13 protein-coding genes are annotated in these 10,867 nt (G+C 54.5%); all 13 read left to right on the top strand.

The features are described 5' to 3' along the window. Positions 1-103 precede the first annotated feature (103 nt). The 13 genes from A7D21_RS32885 (at position 104) to A7D21_RS32830 (ending at position 10,680) form a co-directional block, all read left to right on the top strand. Positions 104-964, top strand: coding sequence for a ParA family protein (locus A7D21_RS32885; RefSeq protein ID WP_008437313.1), 861 nt, complete (start codon positions 104-106; stop codon positions 962-964). Between the two features lies 1 nt (position 965). Beyond that, positions 966-1,724 (top strand): hypothetical protein, encoded by a 759-nt coding sequence (locus tag A7D21_RS32880; protein ID WP_008437314.1) that lies wholly within the window; start codon positions 966-968, stop codon positions 1,722-1,724. Continuing rightward, on the top strand, positions 1,721-2,422 hold the full coding sequence (locus A7D21_RS32875; RefSeq protein WP_008437315.1) for a DUF2786 domain-containing protein: 702 nt from the start codon (positions 1,721-1,723) through the stop codon (positions 2,420-2,422). The genes A7D21_RS32880 and A7D21_RS32875 overlap by 4 nt, the downstream gene beginning before the upstream one ends. Next, positions 2,419-3,138 carry an HNH endonuclease signature motif containing protein gene (locus A7D21_RS32870; protein ID WP_020301295.1) on the top strand — a complete coding sequence of 240 codons (720 nt, stop codon included), beginning with the start codon at positions 2,419-2,421 and terminating at the stop codon, positions 3,136-3,138. Before A7D21_RS32875 ends, A7D21_RS32870 begins: the two co-directional genes overlap by 4 nt. Next, the gene (locus A7D21_RS32865; RefSeq protein WP_008437317.1) at positions 3,122-3,340 is read left to right on the top strand and encodes a hypothetical protein; all 219 of its coding nucleotides are present in this window, start codon (positions 3,122-3,124) and stop codon (positions 3,338-3,340) included. Before A7D21_RS32870 ends, A7D21_RS32865 begins: the two co-directional genes overlap by 17 nt. After that, the gene (gene dnaB / locus A7D21_RS32860) at positions 3,337-4,686 is read left to right on the top strand and encodes a replicative DNA helicase (protein WP_008437319.1); all 1,350 of its coding nucleotides are present in this window, start codon (positions 3,337-3,339) and stop codon (positions 4,684-4,686) included. Before A7D21_RS32865 ends, dnaB begins: the two co-directional genes overlap by 4 nt. A 180-nt stretch (positions 4,687-4,866) precedes the next feature. Continuing rightward, complete coding sequence (locus tag A7D21_RS32855; RefSeq protein WP_008437321.1) at positions 4,867-5,388, top strand: hypothetical protein; 522 nt, start codon at positions 4,867-4,869, stop codon at positions 5,386-5,388. Then, positions 5,385-5,624: a type II toxin-antitoxin system HicA family toxin gene (locus A7D21_RS34970; RefSeq protein WP_008437325.1), complete on the top strand. Its 240-nt coding sequence runs from the start codon at positions 5,385-5,387 to the stop codon at positions 5,622-5,624. The genes A7D21_RS32855 and A7D21_RS34970 overlap by 4 nt, the downstream gene beginning before the upstream one ends. Beyond that, positions 5,624-6,625 (top strand): nucleoid-associated protein YejK, encoded by a 1,002-nt coding sequence (gene yejK / locus A7D21_RS32850; RefSeq protein WP_008437326.1) that lies wholly within the window; start codon positions 5,624-5,626, stop codon positions 6,623-6,625. Before A7D21_RS34970 ends, yejK begins: the two co-directional genes overlap by 1 nt. Positions 6,626-6,658: 33 nt before the next feature. Then, the gene (locus A7D21_RS36500) at positions 6,659-6,895 is read left to right on the top strand and encodes an Arc family DNA-binding protein (RefSeq protein WP_008437327.1); all 237 of its coding nucleotides are present in this window, start codon (positions 6,659-6,661) and stop codon (positions 6,893-6,895) included. Further along, positions 6,892-8,658: a ParB family protein gene (locus tag A7D21_RS32840; protein WP_069553736.1), complete on the top strand. Its 1,767-nt coding sequence runs from the start codon at positions 6,892-6,894 to the stop codon at positions 8,656-8,658. Before A7D21_RS36500 ends, A7D21_RS32840 begins: the two co-directional genes overlap by 4 nt. Before the next feature lie 28 nt (positions 8,659-8,686). Beyond that, a complete protein-coding gene (locus A7D21_RS32835) occupies positions 8,687-9,382 on the top strand; it encodes a DUF2857 domain-containing protein (protein WP_008437329.1) in 696 nt (231 codons plus the stop codon). After that, positions 9,379-10,680 (top strand): STY4528 family pathogenicity island replication protein, encoded by a 1,302-nt coding sequence (locus tag A7D21_RS32830; protein ID WP_019816979.1) that lies wholly within the window; start codon positions 9,379-9,381, stop codon positions 10,678-10,680. Before A7D21_RS32835 ends, A7D21_RS32830 begins: the two co-directional genes overlap by 4 nt. Positions 10,681-10,867 lie beyond the last annotated feature (187 nt).

The raw sequence follows: 10,867 nt of genomic DNA, 5'->3' as shown, positions 1-10,867 counted from the left end.
ACAATTGGTTTTAGTGCTTCATAGCCCAGGATCGTGTTCGCTACACATAGCTGTTTCCGTGGCCTCGCAGCCTCTAATGAACCCACATTAGAGGCTCCAAACCATGAAAATCTCTGCGGTCGTTTCGACCAAAGGCGGCGTAGGCAAAACTACCATCGAGGCCAACCTCGGCGCTTTTTGTGCGGATGCAGGCCTGCGCGTGCTCATGATCGACCTAGATCCTGCACAGCCTTCGCTCTCCTCGTATTACCAATTGGTCGATGAAGCTCAAGGAGGCATCTACGACCTGCTGGCATTCAATATCACCGAATCAGCCAAGATCATATCCAGCACCACGATACCAAACCTGTCGCTTGTCATTTCCAACGACATCAACAACCAACTGAACAGCCTGATCCTGCAAGCACCTGACGGACGGTTGCGACTCGCCAACCTGATGCCGGGCTTCAAAGATCATTTCGACCTGGTACTGATTGACACCCAAGGCGCCAGGTCGGCAATGCTCGAAATGGTGGTCCTAGCCTCTGATTTGGTCATATCCCCACTTCCGCCCAATATGCTCGCTGCACGGGAGTTCAGCCGGGGATCCATGCAGATGCTGGACGGCCTGCGCGCCTATGGGCGCCTGGGCATGAAAATCCCTCCTGTGCGGATCGTCGTCAACAATCTCGACCAAACCACCGACGCGCAAATGATCGAGCAGTCGGTACGGGAAATTTTCCAGGACAATGACGAAATCAACGTTCTGGAATGCGTCGTCCCCTCCGCAGTGGTGTTTCGTAACAGTTCATCCCTGGGCGTCCCAGTACACCGCTTGGAATACAGACAGCCTTCCAACCGCATATCCCCTGCAGCCCTTGTCGTGATCCGCCAATTGGCCATTGAGCTTTTTCCAGAATGGCGTGACCGCTTCGAGGCCATGACCGAGGAAAAGGTAGCTAACTTGGTGAGGGAGGGTCGTTGAAATGGCGAAGCCCTCCATTACCGACGCCCGCAGTATTACTGCAAACCTCATCCTAGAGGTTGGCAAGTACTACAGCGCTCAGCAATTGCGCAGCTTGCAAGCCAAGCTCAGTGGAACCGCACGAGAAATCCGAGCCCTGACAAGCGGTTACCAATTACCCGGTCGGATTGGCGCTCAGTTGAGCGTTGACCAGCTTCAGCTTTTGCAGGACGCCGCGAAGCTTATCGAGTCAGTGAACTCGAACATTAAGCACGCGAAGGAAAAGCGCGGCCGCGACGAAAACCAAGCCAAACGCCGTCAGCAAAGTCGATATGCCGAAGCCAAACGCCTGGTAGCTGAAACATATTTAGAACCCTTTGCTCCTGAGCCAACGGCTTTGGACCCTCTTCTAGATATTCTTAAAACAGCGCTGACGCTTAATCGAGCAGACGTTTTCAGGAATGGTTATTCCCCTAGGGAGTTCAATCTCAGGCTCCGTGATTACCTGTCGCCTGCCAGAACTCGAAAGCTCATTGGCTGGACCAGCCCAAGTGCTTTTTGGATAAGCACGGTTCTCTCTCTTCGTAATGACGTTGTGCAAGCTGTTGAGCAAGAGATTGCTTACGACGATGGGTCAAGTGTTCAAGACCGCCTTGATGCCCTGAAACAGAAGGTTGCGGACTGCCTTGCCCGGACTCACCTCTCTGCTGATGAGGAAGAAACACTTCGCCTGTGGTCAGAGGCGCTCTCCCCCCGCCTCCAACAGGAAGGGGGTGAATGATGGACAAGCAAAAAGTCCTCAGCAAGGTCGCCAAACTCATGGCGCTGGCCAAGTCACAAGGCGCTGCCCCAAACGAAGTGGAAATTGCACTTCGTCAAGCTCGCCATTTGATGAATCAGTACAACTTGGAACACACCGAAGTCGCTGCCCATACAATCGAAGAATCCATTGTGGGTACCAAAACCCGTCGGGCACCGCAGGATTGGCTGCACAACCTGGCCTCAATCTGTTCCCAAGCCTTCGATTGCAGCCACTTGGCGTATTTCAATCCGCTACTTGGCTGGTCCTTCAAGTTCTTGGGGAAAGGTATTTCACCCGATCTGGCAGCTCACACCTATTCAACGCTGCATCACCAGCTTGTCGCAGCCCGACGAGCTCATGTTGCCCAGCAGAAGCGCTGCCAACTGAAAACCAAACGTCACCGCGGCCAACTGTTTGCCGAGGGCTGGCTCAATGCCGTCGCCTCTAAGGTGAACCAGTTTGCAGGTGGGATAGACGAAAACACTGCGCTGGAGATCCAAGCCTACCTGGAATGGCATCATCCAAAACTAACGCTAGCCATTATCAAGCCCATCGAAGCCAAAGGTCATGACACCCGCTCTTTGCAAGCGGGATGGGACCAGGGCAAGCATGCCAGGCTGCATCGTGGTGTCGGACAGCAGTCACAAGGAGCCCTTGGGCATGGAGGGAGCCAATGAGAACTCATTCGCTTTCACCTTTGGCCATGGCGGCGCTGGAACAAGCCAGATCCCAACTTGGGCTTGCCCCGGTTCACAAACACCATGTTTGGAGTGAGGCAGAAGAGCGCTCGCTCATTGCCCGCTATCCCAATGAACCGACTCAGGTCCTAGCCGCCGAATTGGGGCTCAGCGTCTATCAGGTCTATGCCAAAGCCAAACGGCTGGGCTTGAGCAAAAGCGCCGAGTTTCTTCGCAGTAGTCTCTGTGGCCGGCTTGACGGCAAGTTGGGCGCAGAATTCCGCTTTCCCAAGGGATCCGTCCCATGGAATAAGGGCCTTAAGGGGCTCCCCTCCTCTGGCCGTATGACTCAGACGCAGTTTAAGGCCGGCAATAAACCGGGGAACTGGCTGCCTATTGGCAGCCTGCGCACAACTCCTGACGGTTATCAGCAGAAGAAAATCACCGATACCGGTTACCCACCCGTTGACTGGAAAGCCGTGCATGTACTGCTTTGGGAGGAGCATCACGGACCAGTCCCTATAAACATGTGCGTGTGCTTCAAGGACGGCAACAAGGCCCATATAGCCCTGAATAACCTGGAGTTGCTGACGAGAGCAGAACGTATGCGTCGGAACACCATTCATCGGTATCCGGAAGAGCTGAAATCCGCAATACGCGCTATCGGCAAACTCAAACGCACCATCCGGGAGGTTGAACATGAAGAACAAGATTGAAGATCTACGTAATCACCTGTTCGTCGCGATCGAGAGCCTCCTGGACCCAGAAAGACCAATGGAAATCGAACGGGCCAAAGCGGTTGCCGAGGTTGCTCAGGTCATGATCAATTCAGCGAAGGTTGAAGTCGACATGGTCAAAGCCCTGGGGGCACGCAACGGGAGTGGTTTTCTTCAGATAGGCCAGGAGTCTGGGAAATGAATCACCTTGACCTCTCACCTCCCTACTCCGTAGAGGCTGAACAAGGTGTGTTAGGTGGGCTACTGCTCGACAACAACACCTGGGATCTCGTCGCAGACAAACTGGATGCCTCTGATTTTTTCCGACACGACCATCGGTTGCTGTTCCGGACAATGGCAAGCCTTGCTGACAAGTCCATTCCGTTCGACATCGTCACCGTCCACAACGCGTTGGAGGAGCCAGACGAAGCCGGAGGGCTGAGCTATCTGGGCGAGCTGGCCAAAAACACGCCGTCTGTAGCCAACATCGAGCATTACGCATCCATCGTGCGTAATCGCTCTCGGCTCAGACAGCTCATGTCCCTTGGATACCAATGCTCTCGCGAGGCGACAGACCCGTTGGCAAGTGCGGAGGATGTTCAAGAATCAATTGAACAGCAACTGTTCGCTCTGGGTGAAGGCAAGAGCGCAACGGAATTCGTCAATATCAACCAATGCCTGACGAACGTCGTCGAACAAATAGACGAACATTTCAACGGCAATATCACCGTGACCGGCCTGCCTTCAGGCCTGGAGGACCTGGACGAGCTGACGTCGGGTTTTCAAGAAGCCGACCTGATCATCCTCGGCGCGCGCCCGTCTATGGGGAAGACCTCTCTGGCCTTGAACTTCATAGATACGGCTCTGCAGGCAAAGCTTGATCGTACAGTTCAGGTTTTCAGCATGGAAATGCCGGCCAAAGCACTGATGTATCGATTGATGGGCATCCTAGGCCATATCGATCTGGGCAGGCTATTGAAGGGCAAGCTCGATGATGATGATTGGCCGAAGCTGACTGCAGCGGTTTCTCGTATTAATGGCTATGGAGAGCGGCTGGTCATCGACGACTCATCAGCGCTCACGCCTGCAGTAATCAGAGCTAAATCTCGTCGAGCAGCTCGTCGCTTCGGACACCCGAGCTTGATCCTGATCGATTACCTGCAGCTCATGCGCTGCCCAGGTCAGGAAAACAGGGCCAACGAGATCAGCGCTATATCCCAGTCCCTCAAGGCCCTAGCGAAAGAGATGAATTGCCCGGTGGTTGCGCTTTCCCAGCTCAACCGAGAACTGGAGCGACGGCCAAATAAGCGTCCGATCAACGCAGACCTGCGTGATAGCGGTGCGATTGAACAGGACGCGGACCTGATTATGTTCGTCTACCGGGACGAGGTGTACCACCCTCAGAGCGAACACAAAGGCATTGCAGAAATCATTCTCGGCAAGGCGCGTAACGGCCCAACTGGGACCGTACGAACAGCCTTCATCGCCAATCAGACCCGGTTTGCCAACCTCAGTCCCAACGCCGGCTGGCAAGGGGCTCAACTATGAAAAAGCACACCTCAGCGATGAATACTCTCGTACGCATCACTCACTGGTGCCTTCAATGCGATAGCCACCACCCGAAACATCAAGTGAGTGGCGCTCCAGCCTTACCCGGCGGTGAAGTGGACGAGCTTATTTGCCCTACTTGCAATAGCTATGACATCGAGGAGCTTCAGGAGGTGTCGGATGCACAGTAGCGCCGAGCTATTTCCTAGTATCCATGCCGGTGCCGTGTTCGAAGCCTCTGCTGTGGCTCATGCCCATAAATCTGGGATCAACCCGGTGGAGCTCGACGCATTAGCTCAAGCGATCGGCCGCCTTGCTCGTGACCACAGCACCGTGGTCCCAATGAGCATGCGTGAGGATCTGTTGGAGTTTGAGAAGCTCGGCTACGTCGAGCTGACCAACACGCCCAGCGCAACAATTACCGTTGAACTGCTCTGTGCGGGCGCCTTGCTATCCAGCTACTTCTGGTCGGTTTGGGTGCCCCGCTACCTCCAGTGCTGCTCGCTGAAAGTGGCCGTCATGTCTCACCTGCAACACCCCGCGGAAGTTCAGCACTGCAGCGTGGTGTTCCGCGTGCCTGGAGCACGTGAGGCTACGCGTCACTTTTTGCATGAGCTCGGTACCAAGTTTCCTGGCGATCAGGCTGAAATCATCGCGATCCAGACCGGTAACGTTCTGGCAGACAGGGATGCAGAGCTATGACCACCAATCTCCTACGCGGAAAAAGCGAGAGCCTTCGTGTACTCGTGAAGTTTGCTGAAGCGAATGGCTGGACGGTGTCTCGCACTCAAGGTGGCCATATCAAGTTCACGAAATCTGGCCTTGGATCGATTTACACCTCATCAACCGCAAGCGATTACCGCTCAGGCCTCAACGCCAAAGCCCGTATTCGTCGTGCTGATCGAGCTCAAACCCTACACTCGCAGGAGGCAATCTAATGCCTATCCGTCATTGCATCGTCCACCTGATCGACAAAAAACCCGATGGCACACCTGCTGTTCTCCAGGCACGCGATTCGGAGCTATCCGAATCGGTCGCCATCGAGAACATGCTTGCCGACCTCAACGAGAGCTATAACGCCAAACAAGGCAAGGCCTGGGGTTTCTTCCATGCCGAGTCCGGCGCGCACCCGTTTAGCGGCTGGTTAAAGCAGTACTTTGAAGGTGACCAGGACTTCACCGCCTTCAGCCACACGGCGGTCGAGCATCTGCAAAAGCTGATGGAAGAGTCCAACCTCTCCACCGGTGGCCACGTACTGTTTGCCCATTACCAGCAAGGCATGACCGACTACCTAACTGTCGCCCTGCTCCACCACAGTGAAGGCGTGGTGGTTACTGACGATCTGGACGTCACTCCTTCACGCCACCTGGACGTTGGCCAGTTGCACCTGGCAGCGCGTATCAACTTGTCCGAGTGGCAGAACAACAAGCAATCCAAGCAGTACATCTCGTACATCAAAGGCAAAAACGGTAAGAAGATCTCGGGGTATTTCAGCGACTTCATTGGCTGCATGGAAGGCGTCGACGGCCCGGGCGAAACCCGCGCCCTCCTCAAGGCGTTCAGCGACTTCGTTGAAAACGAAGACCTGCCAGACGAATCGGCCCGCGAGAAAACCAAGGCCCTGGTGGACTACGCCACCAGCCAGGCCAAGCTCGGTGAACCCATGGGCCTGGAGGAACTGTCAGGCTTGATCGATGAAGATCGCCCCAAGGCGTTCTACGACCATATCCGCAATAAGGACTACGGCCTGTCGCCGGAAATCCCCCTGGATAAACGCACTCTCAACCAATTCCGTCGGTTCACCGGCCGTGCCGAAGGCTTGTCCATCAGTTTTGAAGCGCATCTGCTAGGGGACAAGATCGAGTACGACGAGGCGTCCAATTCATTAGTCATCAAGGGGTTACCTACCCAACTCACTGATCAGTTGAAACGTCGCTGAACACACTTTCTACCCTAGGCATCGGAGCCCACCATGAGTAACAAACCACAGCGTCTGCATGAAGAAAAATTCGTTATTCGCCTGCCCGACGGGATGCGCGAACGCATCGCGTTGGAAGCACGTGAAAACGCCAGGTCGATGAACTCAGAAATTGTTTATCGGCTGGAGACAACTGCCGAACTTGAAGCTGCTCTGGATCGTGCTTTGAAAATCATTGACCAGCTTTTGGCGGCAAGCCCGGCTTATGAGCAGCCAGGAGCCAGAGTATGAAAGCGTCTTTGGCCCAAACCATGAAAGATAAGCTGTTGCTGCCGGCGTTTGAATCGAAGTCGCCGGTGGCAGCGCGAATGAGCGACCCCATCGTCGATACCCCCATGCTGTTGACTCTCGACGAAACGCTGCCGTATGACGAAAACCCAAGGACGACTCGTAACCCGAAGTACGATGAAATTAAAGAGTCGATACGAAATCGGGGACTCGATACGCCACCTCCCGTCACTCGTAAACCTGGGGAAGATAAGTACCGGATCCGCAACGGCGGCAACACTCGCCTGGCAATTTTAAACGAGTTGTATCGTGAGACCGGCGACGAGAAGTACTTCAAGTTTCACTGCCTATTTCGACCCTGGGACGCCGTTCGGGGCGAAATCATCTCGCTCACCGGCCACTTGGCTGAAAACGACCTCCAAGGCCAGCTCCTGTTCATTGAGCGGGCTATTGGGGTCGACAAAGCGAGAGCGCTGTATGAAACAGAGGCAGGGGAGTCTATCTCATTACGTGAGCTTTCACGGCGGCTGTCAGCGGATGGCTACCCGGTCTCCGCGTCTCACTTGAGTCGTATGCACGACACCATTCGGTACTTACTGCCAGCAATTCCAGGCGCGCTGTACTCTGGACTGGGAGTAGACAGAATCATAAAGCTTCTGTCTTTGCGCAAAACAGCTCTTCAGTGCTGGGATCGCAATTATCAAGAGCAGGAGCAGCACCTTGATTTCGATACGCTTTTCCAAGATGTACTGTCCCAGTTTGAGGGCGACGCTGAAGAATTTCTATTCCAGCGATTTCAGGACGAACTGATAGATCACCTTAAAAAGCCGCTGAACCTCGGCTACGAGCAAATACTGTTGGAAATCACTCAGAACCAGAACCAATTGCGCCGGTCTACGCCGGTTCTTGAGCTGCCACAGTACCCTGCATCGCAATTTGAGGGGGGGACTCAACTTAACGTTTCGAACAATGGCATTGAGGCTAATCAGAACCCTCTACAACTACCCCCTACTACTTCGGGGGGCAGCACACATAAGACGACGCCCTCCAAAGAGAGTCCTTCACCTCAAGGGGTGCAACAGCAACTGGCCCCAACTCCGCAGGAGCAAATGAGCCCACAAGAGCGCCAAGCACGTATCGATGGGCACGTTGCGAGCCCTGTGAAGACTTCTCCCAGAGTCGACAAGATGAAACGGGAGCTCGCTGCGCTTGACGGTGAGGTCTTGCCCGACTTCGCCTCCAATGCCTTGGTGGCCATCCCTGTTCAAGCTGGCGGACTCAATCCCATTTCTGACCTTTGGTACATCGAACGCGAAATAGACAATACCGCGACCCTGCGTCAGCACATCGCTCAATTGGCTCGCGAAATAGCCAGCTCGGTCAAAGCCCCAGGTCAATTTATCGATATCGATGGTGGCGTCGGGTTCAGCTACCGACACCCCGAAGCGGAAGTCGAAATTACTGCCACAGCCCAACATACCTTGACGCTGCTCCAGTCTTTGAGCGGCTCGATGGCCATCGTACTGAAAATGATTCAGCAGCAACCCAAGCTTCAAATCGACGCGTTGGCTGACTTTGAGTTCGCAGCCGGACTGGGCCAGATCTTACTGGGCCAGCCTCACACAAAAGATCAGCCCCCTGAAAGTGAATGCCGTCTCAGCGACGGCGCTCTAGTGAAGCTGTTCCGCATTATTCGTCTCGCAAGACGTTTGATTGACCTGGAAATCCAGTCAGTCGCCAACAACGGTCCGAATTCAGCCAGTTAACACACGGACTCTACAAGGGGGAGTCGTCATGTCCAAGACACCAATAAATGAAGCAATCCTGTCACAGGTGCTTCATCACATGCGTAATGGCCAACTTCGGCGCTGCATCGAAATGGGCCTGGAGCCAGAGATATTGGCTCAGCTCCAACAACCTTCAGTACTGAGCTTGCTGCTTAACACTCCCGTGTCTTGGTGCAACGTCACCATTGATGGGGACATGGTAAAAAAACTACTGTCAGGCGCGCAGCGTTCTGATGAAGAAGTGCGCATGATTGAACGTGCGCTGCGACTTGGCGCGACCACTCAAATGCTGCAACAGTTCTTCGGGCTGTCTCCGCAGGATGTGGCCCTTCAACGCCTAATGATCGGCGTGACGGCACGTCGTGGCCGTTGGCGCGAATTCAGTGAGGAGATGGACGCTCAGCTTTGGTACCGATGGACGCACCTAATGCAAGAGCATCAGGTAGAGCTTGGCGACAGTCTCGCGTTGCTGGACATCGCCATGTTGGTCGCCGAGGAACTCAATGCTCCACAGGATACTAGCCCAGATGAGACCCACGAAAACCTCAGCCTGGCCATCATCTGGCATCGCATTCAGTCCTGGATAAAGGAAGGGCTTTACCCTCCTGCAAACCCTGGCCTTCCGAGAAGGCTACAGCTTGTGTCTTCTCAACGACTTGCACAGCCTGCAGCGACATCGGTGGAAGGTGACTCTGTATTATGAGGTTGTCTCGGCTTCCCTTGTCGACGCTTTTAGACTCGGCCTCGGGTCACCTTGAAGCTCATTTGCTTCAGAAAAAAGAGTCGGCGCCTCCGGGGATTGAAGGGTCTTCCCCCTACTCCGGAATTATTTTCAGCGGGAACCCACACGAAACGGTTCCTCGCCGATTGCTTTTGGATGATCGCTTAACCCCGCTTGAAAGAAACACCTGGCAGGTATTTCGCCTACTGATCAATGACGACGGCCTTACGGCGTTCCCTACCTATGACCAACTGCGGCCATATTTGGGTATGCAACCCGGTAGGCCTGCCTCGCGTGAAACTGTATCAAAAGCATTAGTGACCTTACGTCTCACCCGTTGGCTTAGCCTGGGGCGACGGGTGCGCAATGATCTGAGTGGACAAGTGCAAGGCAACGTCTACCTGCTTCACGACGAACCGGTCACACCGGCCGAAGCTATAGAGTTCGACAAGGACTACTTGCAGCTACTCGCGCAGTCAATGCAGCACCAGACCAAGGTGATTCGCGAAGTGGCAGAAATTGCCTGGAAGGAATTTGCAGCTGATCCTGATGTTGGCCAACGCTTACCTAGCAGGCTGGACATCATCGAATCCCGCATGAATAGCCAGGCCTGGACCAAAGCGCAGGCTCCAGTCGTTCTTAAAGCGACTGAGTTCGGAATCCGAACTCAGCAAAATATAGCTCTATCTCCACTGAGTTCGGATACCGAACTCAGTGAAAAAGGCGAAGAGCGAATCGCTTTGGAGCAGAGTTCGGATGCCGAACTCAGCCGTAAATCACTGAGTTCGGACTTAGTTCGGCATCCGAACTCATATAGTACGTATACAGATACACACAAAGATGTTTGTAAAAGCTCTGTACATGTACCGCCCACACCAAACGACATCGCTGCCGATTTGCTCGGTGCACTGCATCGACTACCGGTCGAGCAAAAACAGAACGCGGTCCTGGCGCTGCAAAAGGTTCCAGCAGAGTTGAAAACCGCGCTCATCAAACAATGGGTCCACCGCTGTGACTCGGGAGGGGTCCGAAACCCGCTTGGATACTTAATGACGCTCGTCGGCATGGCCGTTCGCGGCGATTTCAACAGCCAATGGAACCCTGACGACAAGGCAAAAGCGAGCCCCGAGCGTCAAGACGCTTCAGCCCCGCCAGAGGGCGCAGAGCAGCCGACGAAGACGCTAACGCAGACGCGTAGCCCTGAGTCGATACAAACCGCAAAACACACACTCAGCGGAATGCTGCATCTGCTGAAGCCTAATCGGGGTACACATCCATGATGTCAGGTGGACAACCAGAATATCGTGGTAACGCGGCCCAGAGCGAAGCGGTCGTGACCGGAATCTGTGCCAGCTACACAGCAAGTGTTGCGGCCCGCAACACCCTGACAGGAACCGAAATACGCCGCGGCCGCCACGCAAGTGACTCGGCCCAAATCACTTGCCCAGGATCCGGCATTCGTGCCAG

The sequence above is a fragment of the Pseudomonas sp. AP19 genome (assembly GCF_001728855.1).
GTDB lineage: Bacteria > Pseudomonadota > Gammaproteobacteria > Pseudomonadales > Pseudomonadaceae > Aquipseudomonas > Aquipseudomonas fluorescens.
The sequence above is the reverse complement of the archived record's forward strand: the minus strand, read 5'-3'. Positions and strand labels throughout refer to the sequence as shown.

What these genes read in the sequence shown, in the direction of transcription:
- A7D21_RS32885 (WP_008437313.1), top strand. Translation starts at nt 104, where the DNA reads ATGAAAATCTCTGCGGTCGTTTCGACCAAAGGCGGCGTAGGCAAAACT.
- A7D21_RS32880 (WP_008437314.1), top strand. Translation starts at nt 966, where the DNA reads ATGGCGAAGCCCTCCATTACCGACGCCCGCAGTATTACTGCAAACCTC.
- A7D21_RS32875 (WP_008437315.1), top strand. Translation starts at nt 1,721, where the DNA reads ATGATGGACAAGCAAAAAGTCCTCAGCAAGGTCGCCAAACTCATGGCG.
- A7D21_RS32870 (WP_020301295.1), top strand. Translation starts at nt 2,419, where the DNA reads ATGAGAACTCATTCGCTTTCACCTTTGGCCATGGCGGCGCTGGAACAA.
- A7D21_RS32865 (WP_008437317.1), top strand. Translation starts at nt 3,122, where the DNA reads ATGAAGAACAAGATTGAAGATCTACGTAATCACCTGTTCGTCGCGATC.
- dnaB (WP_008437319.1), top strand. Translation starts at nt 3,337, where the DNA reads ATGAATCACCTTGACCTCTCACCTCCCTACTCCGTAGAGGCTGAACAA.
- A7D21_RS32855 (WP_008437321.1), top strand. Translation starts at nt 4,867, where the DNA reads ATGCACAGTAGCGCCGAGCTATTTCCTAGTATCCATGCCGGTGCCGTG.
- A7D21_RS34970 (WP_008437325.1), top strand. Translation starts at nt 5,385, where the DNA reads ATGACCACCAATCTCCTACGCGGAAAAAGCGAGAGCCTTCGTGTACTC.
- yejK (WP_008437326.1), top strand. Translation starts at nt 5,624, where the DNA reads ATGCCTATCCGTCATTGCATCGTCCACCTGATCGACAAAAAACCCGAT.
- A7D21_RS36500 (WP_008437327.1), top strand. Translation starts at nt 6,659, where the DNA reads ATGAGTAACAAACCACAGCGTCTGCATGAAGAAAAATTCGTTATTCGC.
- A7D21_RS32840 (WP_069553736.1), top strand. Translation starts at nt 6,892, where the DNA reads ATGAAAGCGTCTTTGGCCCAAACCATGAAAGATAAGCTGTTGCTGCCG.
- A7D21_RS32835 (WP_008437329.1), top strand. Translation starts at nt 8,687, where the DNA reads ATGTCCAAGACACCAATAAATGAAGCAATCCTGTCACAGGTGCTTCAT.
- A7D21_RS32830 (WP_019816979.1), top strand. Translation starts at nt 9,379, where the DNA reads ATGAGGTTGTCTCGGCTTCCCTTGTCGACGCTTTTAGACTCGGCCTCG.